Source organism: Burkholderia sp. Bp8984 (genome assembly GCF_003853755.1).
In the GTDB taxonomy this organism is placed as follows: Bacteria; Pseudomonadota; Gammaproteobacteria; order Burkholderiales; family Burkholderiaceae; genus Burkholderia.
In genome coordinates, this window is sequence record NZ_QTQN01000010.1 from 100665 (window position 1) to 116197 (window position 15533).

Below are 15533 nucleotides of genomic sequence, written 5' to 3' on the forward strand. Positions count from 1 at the left end.
GACGCCCGCTCGCGCCGGCCTCGACGACGAAAGGACACCCGCCATGGAATACCGCACGCTCGGCCGCTCCGGCCTCAAGGTTCCCGCGCTGAGCTTCGGCGCAGGCACGTTCGGCGGCACCGGCCCGTTGTTCGGCGCCTGGGGCAACACGGACGTCGACGAAGCGCGCCGCCTGGTCGACATCTGCCTCGAAGCCGGCGTCAACCTGTTCGACACCGCCGACGTGTACTCGGACGGCGCATCCGAGCGCGTGCTCGGCGCCGCGATCCACGGCCGGCGCGACCAGGTGCTGATCTCGACCAAGACGGGCCTGCCGACCGGCGATGGCCCGAACGACGCCGGCACGTCGCGCGCACGGCTGATCCGCGCGGTCGACGACGCGCTGCGCCGCCTCGATACCGACTACATCGATCTGCTGCAGCTCCATGCGTTCGACGCGGCCACGCCGGTCGAGGAAGTGATGTCGACGCTGGACGACCTCGTGCGTGCGGGCAAGCTGCGCTACATCGGCGTGTCGAATTTCGCGGGCTGGCAGATCATGAAATCGCTCGCGCTAGCCGACCGGCACGGCTGGTCGCGCTACGTCGCGAACCAGGTCTACTACTCGCTCGTCGGCCGCGACTACGAGTGGGACCTGATGCCGCTCGGCGCGGACCAGGGCCTCGGCGCGCTGGTGTGGAGCCCGCTCGGCTGGGGCCGGCTCACCGGCAAGATCCGCCGCCACGCGCCGCTGCCCGAACGCAGCCGCCTGCACGATACGGCCGGCTTCGGGCCGCCGGTCGACGACGAACGGCTGTACGACGTGGTCGACGCGCTCGACGCGATCGCCGAGGAAACCGGCAGGACCGTGCCGCAGATCGCGCTGAACTGGCTGCTGCAACGCCCGACCGTGTCGTCGGTGATCATCGGCGCGCGCAACGAGGAACAGTTGCGCCAGAACCTCGGTGCGCTCGGCTGGTCGCTGACCGATGCGCAAGTCGCGAAGCTCGATGCGGCGAGTGCGATCGAAGCGCCGTATCCGTACTTCCCGTATCGCCGGCAGGACGCGTTCGCGCGGCTCAATCCGCCGATGCGCGGGTAGGCGGAGCAGCGGACCGTCGCGCTCCGATGCAATGATGCAACGACGTGGCGACGTGGCGACATAGCGACATAGCGACATAGCGACGTAGCGGCGTGGAGACACAGCGTCGTAACGGCGTAACGGCCTAGCGACATAGCGGCGTAACGGCATAACGACGTAGCGACGACACGGCGCGACGGCCGTCACCGCGCGGCCAGCACACAGTCGATCATCTCGCCGATCCGCCGCGCGAGCCCGTCCATCCGCTCGGCCGGCACGCCGCCGTAGCCGAGCACGAGCCCGTTGTAACCCGCCGCGGTGCCCGGCAGGCAGAACGACGACAGCGGCCGCAGGATCAGCCCGTGCGCCTGCGCGACGCGGCTCAGTTCCGTGTCGGCCACCGGCACGTCGAGCCGCGCGGACAGATGCATGCCGCCCGCGCCGCCCGACACCGTCAGCCGCGTATTCAGCCGCCGCGCCAGTGCGTCGTGCAGTGCGTCGCGCCGCTCGGCATACACGCGGCGCATGCGCCGCAGATGGCGCGTGAAATGCCCGGCGTCGATGAAATCCGCGAGCGCGCGCTGCTCGACGGCGCGGCCCTGCAGCATCAGTGCGCCCGCCGCGTCGCGCAGCGGCTGCGCAAGCGCGGGCGGCACGACCATGAAGCCGAGCCGCAACGCCGGAAACATCACCTTGCTGAAGGTACCGAGGTAGATCACCGGCGCGTCGTCGGCGAGCCCCTGCACGGCCGCGTGCGGCGTGCCGTGGTGACGGAACTCGCTGTCGTAGTCGTCCTCGACGATCCATGCGCCGGCAGCGCGCGCCTGCGCGACGAGCGCGAGCCGCCGTTCGAGGCTCATCACCGCGCCGAGCGGATATTGGTGCGACGGCGTGATGTAGACGAGCTTCGGCGGACGATCGCGCCAGTCGTCCGGATGCGGCGCGAGCCCCTGCGCATCGACGCCGATCGGCTCGACGCGCAGGTCGGCCGCGAGAAACGCGTTGCGCGCGCCGTGGTAGCCGGGGTTCTCGATCCATGCGACGTCGCTCGCGTCGGCCAGCGCGCGGGCGCACAGGTCGAGCGCGCCCTGCGTGCCGTCGGTGACGATCACCTGCGCGGCGTCGCAGCGCACACCGCGCGACGCGCGCAGATAGCCGGCGATCGCGTCGCGCAGCACCGCGTCGCCTTCCGCGGACTGATAGCCGAGCTGCGCCGGCCCCGCCGAGCGCCATGCGCGCTCGACGCAGCGCCGCCACTGCTCGAGCGGGAACGCGTCGACGGCCGGCACGCCCGGCATGAACGGCAGTGATTCGTCGAGGCCGCTCGTCGCGCGCTCGGCCTGCGCGACGCGCCGCGACAGCGCCGCCGTAGCGCCGGCGGGCGCCGCGGCGGCGACCTGCGACCCGCGCAATCCCATCCGGGCGACCACCGTGCCCTGCCGCGTGCCGGTCACGAACCCTTCCGATGCGAGCCGCTCGTACGCGTACAGCACCGAATTGCGTGCGATGCCGAGCTCGTCGGCCAGCGTGCGCGATGCGGCAAGCCGCGTGCCCTCGGCGATCCGGCCGCTCAGGATCGCGTCGCGCAGGCACGCGTACAGCCGCTGCTGCTGCGACATCCGCGTGGCCGCGTGCGGCCCCGCTTCGCGCTCGAAGGTCGACAGCAGCAACGCGTAATCCATCGTGGCTCCAGATTGTGTGGATGTCATGGGTCTACACATGGTGCCACGAACTTTCTATCGTAGATGTCTGCGCGCGTTTCCGGCCGTGCCGGCAACGCTTCATTCCATCCATCCTCGAGAGGTTCGCGACCATGAACGCTACCGACACCGGCCTGACCGTGCGCCCCGTGCGCGAAGACGATTTCGACGACTGGCTGCCGCTGTGGGACGGCTACAACCGCTTCTACGGCCGCTTCGGCGATACCGCGCTGCCGCGCGAGATCACGCAGCTCACGTGGTCGCGCTTCTTCGACGGCTACGAGCCCGTGCATGCGCGTGTCGCGGAACGCGACGGCCGGCTCGTCGGGCTCGTGCATTTCCTGTATCACCGGAGCACGACGCTGGCCGGGCCGACCTGCTATCTGCAGGATCTCTTCACGCTCGAGCGCGAACGCGGCAAGGGCGTGGGCCGCGCATTGATCGAAGCCGTGTACGACGCCGCGCAGGCGCAGCGCGCCGAACGCGTGTACTGGCAGACGCACGAGACGAATCGCACGGCGATGCGGCTCTACGACACCGTCGCGGAAAAAACCGGATTCGTGATCTACCGGAAGGTCTTGCCGCGCTGATCATGCGGCGTGCCGCAGGCCGCACGCCGCGCGGCCGCGACGGTTTCAATCCAGCGGCCGCGCCTTGATCCACAGGAACAGCGGCACGCGCGACCACTGCTTCAGCGTGTCCGTGTCGGCGCGATCGGGCAGCGGCTCGCGCAGCGACACGATCGCGAAGCCGGCCGCCTCCAGCGCATCCATGTAGGCCCGGAGCGGCAGCGACCAGCCCGCGAAGTGCATCGACAGCCCGTCGCGCGTTTCCACGCCCTCGAAATGCTCGCTGCCGAAATACGTGCCTTCGAGCACGAACGGCGCGTCGGGCTGCGGCCCCGCGAAACGGCCGCGATCGCGGAACGGATGCACGAGCGACACGAACAGCAGCCCGCCCGGCTTCAGCACGCGACGTGCCTCGCGCAACGCGGCCGCCATGTCGTCGAGGTCCATCAGCACGTTGTATGCCATCACGATGTCGAAGCTGGCCGGATCGAACGGCAGCGAGGCGGCATCGGCGAGTGCGTAGCGGTGCGCCGAGTCGGCGCGACGCGCGGCGTCGAGCATCGCGGGCACCGCGTCGCTCGCGGTCACGTCGTAGCCGAGCGCCTTCAGCTCGCGGCTCACGCGTCCCTCGCCGCAGCCGATCTCCAGTGCGCGGCCGGTGCCGCGGCCGAGGTAGGCTGCCAGCCCGTCGCGATACTTCCAGAACGCATCGTGGCCCGGCCTGCCGGCCCAGTCGATCCATTGGTCGGCAACGTGAGTCCAGTGTTCCGTGATGGTTTTGCTGTCGGTCATGTTCGCTCCCGATCGGTGTTCGTCGTGCGGGCCCAGGATGCGCATGGTAAGCCGAAGCGGCGGTGCGCGTGAGCGCGTCGCGCGGCTCGAGGCCGCCGCGGCCGGTTTCCGTTTCCGGCGGCGGCGTTCTACAGTTGTTACGACGGACGACATGCGCCGCCGGACATCGTTCGCGTTCGGCGCGCGTGCCGATACACCCCCGATTCCGAGGAACGTCCATGCCGAGTATCGTCGCCGGCCCCGCCGATCTGCCGCCGAGCCCCGTCGCCGCCGAAACGCGGATGGTGCACGACGTCGCCACGCTGCAGCCGTCGGACTATCGTTCGGCCGACGGGTCATCGTGGGTCATCGCCACCCTCACGCCGGCCCCGGACAGCGGCGAAAACGTGACCGGCAATACCTACTTCGATACCGCGAAACGGCAAACCGTCGCAGTGCCCGACGCGCGTCGGCGTTACGCGAACCGCGGCACCTGGCAGGTCGTCGCGAGTTCCAGCCCGTCGGTGCCCGCCACCGGCCGCTACGACTGGCTCACGCTCGCATGGCTGCCGATCAACGGGCGGCCGCTGCCGCAAACGCCCGAGCATCTGTATTCGCCGTTCATTCGCGGCGGCACGATCGTCTATCGGTGGAATCCGGCCGCGCAAGGCGGCGAGCAGTTCGGCAACGTGCGGATGATCTTTCCGGCGTGGCAACAGCAGGTCGCGGACGTGCTGCGCGCCGCGCCCGGCGACGTCGCGCAAGCGGCGGCGGCGCCCGCATCGGCGCTCGATCGCGTGCAGCAGGACGGCAATCCGATGGCCGCCGTGCTCGACTTCGCCGCCGCGCTGCATGAGGAACCGGCCGACCGGATCGCTGCGCACCTGCCGGCATTGCTGCGCGCGAGCGACCTGCACGAAGTGTCGGCGATCGTGTTTCAGTGCATCGCCGCATCGCGAGAAGCGGACCGGCCGCGCTTCGTCGAGGCGATCAACGGGTCCGTCACCTCGATCGACGACGGCGCGCGCCTGCTCGCCATCGCCTACGGCGCATTCGCGGCCGGCAGGGCGAAGCCGCGTCCGTTCAGTGACGCCGAACAGGCCGCGCGCATCAACGATGTGTTCGCGGCCTTGAAGCACCGGACGTCGGCACTCGGCGTGCCGGCCGGACAGGGTTCGCCGTGGTACGAATTCTTTACCGCGTACCGGCTTGGCGGTGCGCCTTCCGGCTCGAGCGGAAGCAGGCAGTAATTACCTGGCCTGCGCGAACGTCGGCGGCCTGATGCGTCGCAAGACTTCGACGAAAACGACGTCGTCCTGAATGCCGGCGCCCGGCATGCGATTCGCACGCGTCGGGCGGTGCATGGCGCGCGCTCGCCAAGGGAACCCGTGTGCGTCCCGTAGGGTCGAAACGTCACATGACCGTCGACGGCATCGCGTTCGCCGGTCGATCCACGATCCCCGCACCCTCTTCTCCCCATGTTGAGCATCGGTCCCTTCTCGATCCGCGTCGTCGCGGTAGCCGCCGCCGCGCTGCTGGCGTGGCTCGTAGCCCGCTTCATCCAGCGCCGCCCTCCCGACGGACATCACAAGAGCGCGTCGAGCCTGATCCTCGACGTGCTGCTGCTCGGGCTGGTCGCCGCGCGTATCGGCTATGTCGCGCAATGGTGGCGCGACTACGCGACGACGCCGCGCGCCATCGTCGCGCTCGGTGACGGCGGCTTCGACTGGCGCATCGGCGTCGCCGCCGCGCTCGCGTTCGCCGTCTGGCGGCTGCGTCGCCTGCCCGCGCTGCGCAAACCCGTGGCGGCCGGCATCGTCGCGGGCCTCGCCGCGTGGGGCATCGCGCAAGGCACGCTGGCGACACTGCAGCGCACCGCGCCGCCGTTCGCCGCGCTGCGGCTCGAAGCGCTCGATGCGACGCCCGTCCTGCCGCAACGCTTTGCAGGCAAGCCGGTCGTGGTGAACCTGTGGGCGACGTGGTGCGCGCCGTGCCGGCGCGAGATGCCGCTCCTCGAACAGGCGCAACGCGATCATCCGGGCATTACGGTGCTGATGCTCAACCAGGGGGAAAACGCGCAGGCCGTGCGCGCGTTCCTCGAACAGCAGGGGCTGCGCTTCGACAACGTGCTGCTCGATCCGTGGTTGCATGCGATGCATGCGTACGGATCGCGCGGGCTGCCCACGACGCTGTTCTTCGATGCGAAAGGCGAACTCGTCGAATCGCACATGGGCGAGCTCACCGCCGCGCGATTGAAGGATGCGGTAGCGCAGCGTTTCGGTCAGTGATGCCTTCGGCAGCCTGCTCGACGCCACGATCGATCGTCGATGGCAGCGCGCGTTCCCGCAGCCGCGACCGATTCGACCGCCGACACGCCGGCACTTCGACTACCATCGGCGACGCTCACGGCCTCGACAACACCATCACCCGCCCCGACACGCGCTGAAGCTTCAGCCACCCCGTGTCGGCGGTAAACCTGAGCTGCTGCAACGGGAAATCGAATCCCGCCTTCTGCGCGGCGCTGACCACCGCATCGGCGATCCAGCGAATCAGTTCCTTTCCTTCGTCGGTCGTCTGGTGACCGTTCTGGACACCATAGAAATAGCGGTTCCCTGCGTTGACTTCGTTCTGCAACTGCATCCAGTGCCCCGGGAGGCCGGGCAGGGTCCTGAACAGGTCGGCCACGCGCTGCGTCGTCAGGCCGCGCGCCCACAACGCGCCGTTCACGGCGGGCCGCGCCAGGTTGTGACGGTCTGCGTCCTGTGCCTGTCCCTTGATCTCGCCTTTCAGACTATCGGGTTTCGTCATCGCACTGTCCTCGTGAGGGCCCGGTAACGGGCCGATTGAATGAATAATGCCGCCGAATAGCGAGCGCACGCGCGTCTTGCACGATACCGCTAATCTCAAAATTGATCGCCTGTCAGGTATATCAGGCCGGCGCCCGGCAATATCGCGCGCAAAAATCATCCTCGTCCGATAGGCGTCGCGACAGCAGGCCGATATGCTTCGTCGGGTGCGGTGCCGGTGAAATGCCCTGTTCAAGTTCGGAGTGAGCCGGTCATCGAGCTTCATCGGCGCCGCACCCCGCTTCGTTGCGAGCCGGCTTCGGCGCGGGCGCTCGATGGTGGCCGGTGGGCGCGGCCACGACAGGGAAAGACGATGTTGAAACAACACGCTGCCATATGCGAACGCCGAGCGTCTGCGCCGAAGCCGGATCCCTCCCGCCATTCCCTTCATTCCCGCCTGCACACCCCGCCATTATTCAAAAAAGCGTGACACGCATCGATATAATTTCCGAGATATATCGAACGGCACTCCATTGAATATTCACCATTAAATCGAACTGTTTCGGTTTCCGATTTTCTGAACAATTCCCATTCCCGGTCGAATATTTTTTCATTTATTTTTCGCCATGCTGACTGAACCGTGTTTGAAACTGCAAGCGTTTGCGAGACACGGTGAAGTGCCTTATCCATCGACTTCCAGGAGGAAAGCATGGCCGAAACTCAAACGTCCTCGAATCGCGCCGGCGAGTTTTCGATTCCGCCGAACACCGACTTCCGCGCGATTTTCTTCGCGAATGCTGCCGAGCAGCAGCACATCAAGCTCTTCATCGGCGACAGCACGGAACCGGCCGCTTATCACAAGCTGACCACGCGCGACGGCCCGCGCGAAGCCACGCTGAATTCGGGCAACGGCAAGCTGCGCTTCGAAGTGACGGTAAACGGCAAGACGTCGGCCACCGATGCGCGCCTCGCGCCGATCAGCGGCAAGAAATCGGACGGTTCGCCGTTCACGGTCAACTTCGGGATCGTCGTGTCGGAAGACGGTCACGACAGCGACTACAACGACGGCATCGTCGTGCTGCAGTGGCCGATCGGCTGACCTGACGCACGATCGGCGGCCGCGCCGTGCCGGCCCACCGTCGTCTGGCCGGCCAGCGGTTCGCGCCCATCAAGCGGGCCCTCACGCAGCACCCCAATCCAGAACAGCGTTATCACAGGAGACTTCCATGCCGCTTCTTTCGGCTTCGATCAACAGCGCACCCGTCGTCACGTCCGAGACGTACGTCGACATCCCCGGCCTGCATATCGACATCGCCAAGGCAGAGATTCGCGACGGGAAACTGCAGGTCATCCTCAACGTGCCGACGCCGTACGCGACCGGCAACAATTTCCCCGGCATCTATTTCGCGATCGCGACCGACAAAGGCGTCGTCGCGGACGGCTGCTTCACCTATTCCTCGAAGGTGCCCGAAAGCACTGGGCGCATGCCGTTCACGCTCGTCGCGACGATCGACGTCGGCAGCGGCGTCACGTTCGTGAAAGGGCAGTGGAAAAGCGTGCGCGGCAGCGCGATGCATATCGATTCGTACGCGAGCATTTCCGCGATCGGTGACACGGCCGCGCAATCGTCGTCGCAAGGCGGCGGGAATCAGGGCACCGAAACCGGCGGCGGCGAACGCGACGGCACGTTCAACCTGCCGCCGAACATCAAGTTCGGCGTGACCGCACTCACCAACGCGGCGAACGACCAGACGATCGACATCTACATCGACGACAACCCGAAACCGGCCGCCACGTTCAAGGGCGCGGGCGTGCAGGACCAGAACCTCGGCACGAAAGTGCTCGACTCCGGCAAGGGGCGCGTACGCGTGATCGTGACGGCGAACGGCAAGCCGTCGCGCATCGGCTCGCGGCAAATCGATCTCTTCAAGAAGTCGTACTTCGGAATCGTCGGCTCGGAAGACGGCACCGACGACGACTACAACGACGGCATCGTGTTCCTGAACTGGCCGCTGGGCTGAACCCGGCGATGCGCGGCGCGGCAACGCGTGCGCGCCGCCGTCGAAGCCGCAATGGCGACGGGGCCAACCGCCCCGGCCACCCGTTGTGAAGCGATTCATTCGAGCAGTCATTTGCAGTCCCACGCCGCGCTCCGCGCGAGACGACGGCGAGATCCGCTCACCGGCCGCGCGATGCGAGACATTCCATCAAGACGAGGAAGACATGTCACAACCGTTTACCCATGACGATCTCTACGCCCTGCTGCAACTTGCCGGCAACGATGCAACCGCCGTGCAATCGAACGGCGACCAGGCCGTGCTCGACCGGATGCGTCAGTTCATGACCGCGCAGCTCGTGGAGAAGCTGCCGCAATACGATGTGTTCGTCGACATCGCGACCATCCCGTACAGCTTCGATGTCGGCAGCTGGCAGAACAAGGTGAAGGCCGATGCGGCCGGGCAGGTGATCGCCTGCACGGTGACGTGGGCCGGCGCACCCGGCGTGCTGCCCGGCGCGGCGGCGAAGTTCGGCGTCGGTGCGGTGGTCAATTACTTCTCGAAGGCGACGCCGCAACCGCAACCCACGCAGCCGGACACCACGACGACCGGCGGCGGCGAACGTGACGGCATCTTCAACCTGCCGCCGAACATTGCATTCGGCGTGACGGCGCTCGTCAATTCGTCCGCGCAGCAGACGATCGAAGTCTTCGTCGACGACAACCCGAAACCGGCCGCAACGTTCCAGGGCGCCGGCACGCAGGACGCGAACCTGAACACGCAGGTCGTGAACTCGGGCAAGGGGAAGGTGCGCGTGGTCGTGACGGCGAACGGCAAGCCGTCGAAGATCGGTTCGCGCCAGGTCGACATCTTCAAGAAGACCTATTTCGGGCTGGTCGGCTCTGAAGACGGTACGGACGGCGACTACAACGACGGCATCGCGATCCTGAACTGGCCGCTGGGTTGACGGGCTGACCGTCAAACGGAAGGCAAGCGCCGGGCGCTGACTGGCCCGGCGCTTGCCTTTATTGCTCCCGATGCCCGCCGGGAGCATCGCACACGGGCATGACAAACACCGGATGGATAGCCTGAAACATGACGTGGTCGCGCCTGCACACGGTACGCCGGGCGAGCACGCGCGACGTCGCGACATCAGCCGTCACGCCGGGCGCCACGCTGCGACATCGCGAGCGGCGACGTCAAGCTGGCCGCGGCCAACTGCGTGCGCGCGGCGTAGGCCACGCGGTTGAACGCGACACGCTGCTCACCCTTCAGTTTCGCTGCCTTCGCCGCCTGCACGAGGCCGATCGGATCGACAAGACGGCCGTGTCGGCGGACCTCGAAGTGCAGATGCGGGCCGGTCGCGGTCCCGGTACTGCCGACCGCGCCCACCCGTTGACCTCGGGCGACCCGCGCACCGGTTCGCAGCGTGGGCTCGAACGCCGACAAGTGCGCGTAGTACGACGCATAGCCACCGTCATGACGGATCACCACATACTTGCCGTAACCGCCCGGCTCGGTGCCGATGAACGTCACGACGCCGCGCTCGGAGGCATGGACGGCGCGCCCTGTCGGCGCGGCGAGATCGACGCCCGAATGCACGTGGCGCGCGCCGGTCACCGGATGCACGCGCGCGCCGAAGCGCGAACTGGTGCGAGTCGACCGGACCGGCATCGCGAACCGGGTGCCGTCGAACGGCATGCCGTCGAGATCGTAATAGGCGCCCGGCACCGCCGCTCCGGGGGCGAACCACACGGCCGCGACGCGCCGGCCGCGAAAGCGGATGTCGAGCGCCGTCACGCGCACGCCGTCCGGCAGTGCCGCATCGTCATCGGATTCGAATGCGACACGGAAGGTGTCGCCGGTCGCGCCGTGCAGCTTCGGGTCGATACGACCGGCCAACATGCGCGTCAGCTGCGCCACGACACCGTCGGGCAATTCGGCGCGCGCCAGCGACGCATGCAGGCTGCCGGTGATCGCACCGGCCCGCGCGCCGCTCTCCCGCTCCGCGAGCACGAACGGTTGCGCGGACGCCAGCTCGACCCGACGCGATGCGAATGCCGAAGGCGTGCCGATCGCGGGAAGATGCGATGCAAAACCATACTCGAAACGCCCTGCGTAACCCCGCTCGATCGCACCCCGTGCCGCATCGCAAAGGACAACGTACGGCGCACAGGCGCCGGCACGCACGACGAACATGCCGGGATAGGCCTCCGCACGCACACGCACCGCCTGCGCATCCGCCACGATGCGCGGAACCACCGTCGACGCAAGCAAGCCGCCCCAGACGGTGCGGGCGGAATTGAAGAAAGGCACGTCGACAAGGTCGGCCGCTTGCGCCGCCACGGGCGCGGACGGCACGGCACCGGAGGATGCCAGCGCCATCGCGCCCTGTGTGCCGGCAAGCCACGCCGCCGCGATGACACCGCGCAGCAGCGCGCGGCGAACGGGAAAGCGGATGGCGCCGCGTTGCGCGGATCGACCTTGTTCGCGTGCGAGACGTAAACACAGGTCGAACCGCATCGCGTCGTCACTCGCTATCCATGAAAATTTGAAATGAACCGGGTATCGCGGAGGAAAGAGCGTCGCGATCCGGTAGCCTGGAGGCGAGTGTACTGGCGCGACCAACATCGCCGAATAGGACCAATCCGATTTGTTCAGATGTTGTCTTAGTACATGAACGAAAGACAAAAGTCGCCGTAAAAATGCGCGGGATGCGCCCCTTCGGTCGCGTGACACCCCGCATGGCTGTACAGTCGAGGGTTGCCCGCGCACGCGCGCATGCCCGCCGGGCCACGGCGGGTGCGCCGCCCGTCGCGCCTTCTGTCCTCAACCCGGAATCCCGTCATGTTTCTCGATCATCTTCATCCGGAACGCTGGACGTTCCTGTGGAACGCGTTGTCCACGCTGTCGCTCAGGCTCTGCGCCGCCCTCGCGCTGCTCGTTGCGGGCTGGTGGCTGTCGAAACGCATCGGCAACTGGCTGAGCCGGCTGCTCGCGAACAAGGAGCGCGTCGACGACACGCTGCGGCCAATCCTCTGCGACGTCGCCGTGTGGGGCATCCGCATCGTCGCGATCGTCGGCGCGCTGTCGCAGCTGGGCATCGAAACCGCGAGCATCGTCGCGGTGCTCGGCGCGGCCGGCCTCGCGATCGGGCTCGCACTGCAGGGCACGATGCAGAACATCGCGGCCGGCATCATGCTGTTGCTGCTGCGGCCGTTCAAGGTGGGCGACTACATCGACGGCGGCTCGAGCGTCGCGGGGACGGTGGACGAAGTCGGCCTCTTCATGACGCGGCTGACGAAGCCGGACGGCATCTGCGAATACGTGCCGAACAGCGCGCTGTGGGGCAGCGCGATCCGCAATTACACGCGCAATCCGACGCGCCGTCTCGATCTCGAGGTGGAAGTGTCGGTGCACGACGACATCGATCGCGCGCTCGACGCGCTGCGCGCGCTGGCCGAAGCCGATCCCGACGTGCTGACGGAACCGGCACCGGACGTGATGGTGATGCGCTTCGACGACAGCACGGCGATCGCGAACATGCGCGTGTGGACGCACACCGACAAGTTCTGGGCGATGCGCTGGCGCCTCGCGCGCCAGGTGCGCAAGACGCTCGCCGATGCGGACTGCGCGTTGCCGATCCGCACGCGCGAACTGCACATCGTGCATGACGCCGAACAGCAGCGCCGGGCCGACCCGCGCCGCGTACAGGCGTCGTAAGACCTCGGGGCGCACGACCGCGCATGGCGCGCTGCGCCGTGCGCCCCGCTCGCATCACATCCTGACGATATCGAGCAGCGCCTTCCTGCCGCTCTTGTAAGTGAATACCGAGATCGCACCGTGCTTCAGGTCGCCCTGCGGCGTGAAGCTCGTTTCGCCGATCACGCCGCGATAGTCGGTCGCCGGCATCGCGGCGAGCACCTTCGCCGGGTCCGTCGAGTTCGCGCGCTTCATCGCGTCGACGATGATGTACACCGCGTCGTACGAGAACGGTGCATACACCTGCATCGGCTGGCGATAGCGCGCCTCGTAACGCTTCACGAACGCCGCGCCGCCCGGCATCTTCTCGAGCGCGATGCCGGCTTCCGAGCACACGACGTTGTCCGATGCCGAGCCCGCGAGCTTCGGCAGGTCGGTCGAGCACACGCCGTCGCCGGCGAGGATCTTCGCGCGCATGCCGAGCTGGCGCGCCTGCTTCGCGAGCGGACCGCCCGTCGCGTCCATCCCGCCGTACATGATCGCGTCGGGGTTCTCGCCCTTGATCTTCGTTAGGATCGCGCGGAAGTCGATCGCCTTGTCGTTGGTCGCATCGCGCGAGACGATCTTCATCCCGGCCGCTTTCGCCGCCTTTTCGAACTCGGTCGCGAGGCCCTGCCCGTACGCGGTCGAATCGTCGACCACGGCGACCGTCCTGATGCCCAGGTGCTTCGCCGCGTACATCGCGAGCGCGGGCCCTTGCTGCGCATCGGTCGCGACGACGCGATAGGTCGTCTTGAAGCCCTGCTGCGTGTAGGTCGGGTTGGTCGCGGCCTGCGAGATCTGCACGACGCCGCCGTCGCGATAGACGCGCGATGCGGGAATCGACGTACCCGAGTTGTGATGGCCGACGACGCCGACCACCTTGTCGTCGACGAGCCGCTGCGCGACCTGCGTCGCGGTGCGCGGGTCGCCCGCGTCGTCCTGCGCGTCGAGCTGCAGCGTGACCTTCCTGCCGCCGATCGCGAGCCCCTTCGCGTTGATTTCCTCGACCGCGAGCCGCGCGCCGTTCTCGCTGTCCTTGCCGAGATGCGCGATCGCGCCGGTCAGCGGCGCGACGTGCCCGATGCGCACGATCTCGTCCGCGTGCGCGGACAGCGCGAATAGTGCACACGCCAGCGCGACCGCGCATGCCGCCTTGTTCCGATGCCGATTCCGATTCATGTTCGTCTCCTTCCTTGTCGCTGTTGGTTCGTGATTCGTACCATCGTCGATTGCAGGCAAAGCGATGCGCTCACGCGCGCCCTTCGAAGCCGAGCAGCACGTTCACCGCGTTGATACCGATTTCCTCGACCATGTAGCCGCCTTCCATCACGAACAGCGTCGGCAGGTTCAGGCGCGCGAGCGCGGCGCCGATCCGCAGGTAGTCGGGCGAGCGCAGCTTGAAATGGCTGATCGGATCGTGCTCGAACGTGTCGACGCCGAGCGACACGACGAGCAGGTCGGGCGCGTGCTTCGCGATCGCGGCAGTGGCCTGGCCGAGCGCCGCCGAGTAGGTGTCCCACTGCGTGCCCTTCGGCAGCGGCAGGTTCAGGTTGAAGCCTTCGCCCGCGCCCGCGCCGCGCTCGTCGGCATGGCCCGAGAAGTACGGATACGACACCGCCGGCTCGCCGTGCAGCGACGCGAACAACACGTCCGAACGCTCGTAGAAGATGTCTTGCGTGCCGTTGCCATGATGGAAGTCGACGTCCAGCACCGCGACGCGCGCCGCACCGCTCGCGATGCCGTGCTGCGCGGCGATCGCCGCGTTGTTCAGGTAGCAGTAGCCGCCCATGTACTCGCGGCCCGCATGGTGGCCGGGCGGACGGCACAGCGCGAACGCCGCGCGCGCGCTGCCGTTCGCCAGCAGGTCGGCGCCGGTGAGCGCCGAGTTCGCGCTCGCGCTCACCGCGTCCCACGTGCCGGCGTTGATCGGCGCACCGGCATCCATCGCGAAGAAGCCGAGCTTGCCGTCGATGAAGTCGGGCAGCGTCGCCGCCGACGGCATCGCGCGCACGGGCCACACGAGCGGCAGCGCCTGGCAGGTGCGGCCGGTCGCGGCCCATTCGCCCCATGCGCCGGCGAGAAAGTCGACATAGCGCGCGCTGTGCGCGCCGGCATAGCTCGAGCGGTCGAACGCGCGCGGCGCGATCACGTCGCCGAGGCCGGCCGCGCGGACCTGCGCGAGCACCGTTTCGGCACGAAGGGGGTTCTCGAACGAATCGGTGATCGCGCCGTCCTTCAGTTCGACGCCGCGGTGCAGATGGTGATCGCTGCTGTAGACCGTGAGCATGGTTGACCGTTGCAGTGAAGGCTGTGAGGGGTGGCAACAGTCTATTGAGGCCAGCCGGCAATAACTTTGCTTTTCAACTCTTCGTTTCGTACAATTTTGAGAAAACCGTCTACGGAGACCCGGAAATGAGCAAAAATCGCGCTTCGGTAGAGCTGGACGGCGTCGATCGCGCGATGCTCCGCCTGCTGCAGGAAGACGGCGCGCTGTCCAACGCGACGCTCGGCGAACGGTTGTCGCTGAGCGTCACGCCGTGCTGGCGGCGGCGCAAGCGGCTAGAAGACGAAGGCGTGATCACCGGCTACCAGGCGAACCTCGACCGCCGCGCGCTCGGCATGAACGTGTTCGCGTTCGTGCAGGTCACGTTCAACATGCATTCGGACCAGGATTCGGATCACTTCGAGGACGTGATGCGGCGTCACGACGAAGTGACGTCGTGCCACAAGATCACCGGCGCGGCCGACTACATCCTGCAGGTCGTCGCCGCCGATCTCGACACGTATGCGGAATTCGTCGAACGCGTGCTGAGAAAGCAGGCTGGCGTGTCGTCGATCCAGTCGAGCCTCGCGCTGCGCGAGGTCAAGTTCTCGTCGCGCGTGCCGGTGCCGGACGCGTGATCGAT

16 protein-coding genes are annotated in these 15533 nt (G+C 67.5%); 9 read left to right on the top strand and 7 right to left on the bottom strand.

Annotated elements, in window-relative coordinates; all coding sequences use genetic code 11:
* Positions 1–43: 43 nt before the first annotated feature.
* Positions 44–1081: an aldo/keto reductase gene (locus DID98_RS13090; RefSeq protein ID WP_124520891.1), complete on the top strand. Its 1038-nt coding sequence runs from the start codon at positions 44–46 to the stop codon at positions 1079–1081.
* A 182-nt stretch (positions 1082–1263) separates the two neighbouring features.
* Here DID98_RS13090 and DID98_RS13095 read toward each other — a convergent pair whose 3' ends face one another.
* A complete protein-coding gene (locus DID98_RS13095; protein ID WP_124570830.1) occupies positions 1264–2742 on the bottom strand; it encodes a PLP-dependent aminotransferase family protein in 1479 nt (492 codons plus the stop codon).
* Positions 2743–2873: 131 nt separating this feature from the next.
* Here DID98_RS13095 and DID98_RS13100 point away from each other — a divergent pair, with 131 nt between their 5' ends.
* Positions 2874–3350 (top strand): GNAT family N-acetyltransferase, encoded by a 477-nt coding sequence (locus DID98_RS13100; protein WP_124487073.1) that lies wholly within the window; start codon positions 2874–2876, stop codon positions 3348–3350.
* 45 nt (positions 3351–3395) lie between these two features.
* On the opposite strand, the gene DID98_RS13105 is transcribed toward DID98_RS13100, so the two are convergent.
* Positions 3396–4121 (bottom strand): bifunctional 2-polyprenyl-6-hydroxyphenol methylase/3-demethylubiquinol 3-O-methyltransferase UbiG, encoded by a 726-nt coding sequence (locus tag DID98_RS13105; protein ID WP_124520895.1) that lies wholly within the window; start codon positions 4119–4121, stop codon positions 3396–3398.
* A gap of 218 nt (positions 4122–4339) precedes the next feature.
* On the opposite strand from DID98_RS13105, the gene DID98_RS13110 reads away from it, so the two are divergent.
* The gene (locus DID98_RS13110) at positions 4340–5350 is read left to right on the top strand and encodes a hypothetical protein (protein ID WP_124570831.1); all 1011 of its coding nucleotides are present in this window, start codon (positions 4340–4342) and stop codon (positions 5348–5350) included.
* A gap of 228 nt (positions 5351–5578) precedes the next feature.
* A complete protein-coding gene (locus DID98_RS13115; RefSeq protein ID WP_124570832.1) occupies positions 5579–6388 on the top strand; it encodes a TlpA disulfide reductase family protein in 810 nt (269 codons plus the stop codon).
* Positions 6389–6503: 115 nt separating this feature from the next.
* On the opposite strand, the gene DID98_RS13120 is transcribed toward DID98_RS13115, so the two are convergent.
* Together DID98_RS13120 and DID98_RS13125 are read right to left on the bottom strand one after the other, a co-directional pair.
* The gene (locus DID98_RS13120) at positions 6504–6908 is read right to left on the bottom strand and encodes a hypothetical protein (protein ID WP_044845438.1); all 405 of its coding nucleotides are present in this window, start codon (positions 6906–6908) and stop codon (positions 6504–6506) included.
* 425 nt (positions 6909–7333) lie between these two features.
* Positions 7334–7597: a hypothetical protein gene (locus tag DID98_RS13125; RefSeq protein WP_124520901.1), complete on the bottom strand. Its 264-nt coding sequence runs from the start codon at positions 7595–7597 to the stop codon at positions 7334–7336.
* On the opposite strand from DID98_RS13125, the gene DID98_RS13130 reads away from it, so the two are divergent.
* From DID98_RS13130 to DID98_RS13140, 3 genes are all read left to right on the top strand, one after another.
* On the top strand, positions 7596–7985 hold the full coding sequence (locus DID98_RS13130; RefSeq protein WP_124520903.1) for a fucose-binding lectin II: 390 nt from the start codon (positions 7596–7598) through the stop codon (positions 7983–7985). The genes DID98_RS13125 and DID98_RS13130 overlap by 2 nt on opposite strands.
* A 127-nt stretch (positions 7986–8112) precedes the next feature.
* Positions 8113–8907 carry a fucose-binding lectin II gene (locus tag DID98_RS13135; RefSeq protein WP_124520905.1) on the top strand — a complete coding sequence of 265 codons (795 nt, stop codon included), beginning with the start codon at positions 8113–8115 and terminating at the stop codon, positions 8905–8907.
* Between the two features lie 202 nt (positions 8908–9109).
* Positions 9110–9850 (top strand): fucose-binding lectin II, encoded by a 741-nt coding sequence (locus DID98_RS13140; protein ID WP_124520908.1) that lies wholly within the window; start codon positions 9110–9112, stop codon positions 9848–9850.
* A 185-nt stretch (positions 9851–10035) separates the two neighbouring features.
* Here the strand turns inward: DID98_RS13140 and DID98_RS13145 are convergent, their stop codons facing one another.
* Positions 10036–11406, bottom strand: a complete 1371-nt coding sequence (locus DID98_RS13145) for a M23 family metallopeptidase (protein WP_124521004.1) — start codon at positions 11404–11406, stop codon at positions 10036–10038.
* 324 nt (positions 11407–11730) lie between these two features.
* Here DID98_RS13145 and DID98_RS13150 point away from each other — a divergent pair, with 324 nt between their 5' ends.
* Positions 11731–12606: a mechanosensitive ion channel family protein gene (locus DID98_RS13150; RefSeq protein ID WP_124487080.1), complete on the top strand. Its 876-nt coding sequence runs from the start codon at positions 11731–11733 to the stop codon at positions 12604–12606.
* A 54-nt stretch (positions 12607–12660) separates the two neighbouring features.
* On the opposite strand, the gene DID98_RS13155 is transcribed toward DID98_RS13150, so the two are convergent.
* Together DID98_RS13155 and DID98_RS13160 are read right to left on the bottom strand one after the other, a co-directional pair.
* Entirely contained in the window at positions 12661–13806 is a 1146-nt protein-coding gene (locus tag DID98_RS13155; RefSeq protein ID WP_124520910.1) for a branched-chain amino acid ABC transporter substrate-binding protein, read from the bottom strand.
* Between the two features lie 70 nt (positions 13807–13876).
* The gene (locus DID98_RS13160; protein ID WP_124520912.1) at positions 13877–14914 is read right to left on the bottom strand and encodes a histone deacetylase family protein; all 1038 of its coding nucleotides are present in this window, start codon (positions 14912–14914) and stop codon (positions 13877–13879) included.
* 125 nt (positions 14915–15039) lie between these two features.
* On the opposite strand from DID98_RS13160, the gene DID98_RS13165 reads away from it, so the two are divergent.
* Entirely contained in the window at positions 15040–15528 is a 489-nt protein-coding gene (locus DID98_RS13165; protein ID WP_044845446.1) for an Lrp/AsnC family transcriptional regulator, read from the top strand.
* Positions 15529–15533 lie beyond the last annotated feature (5 nt).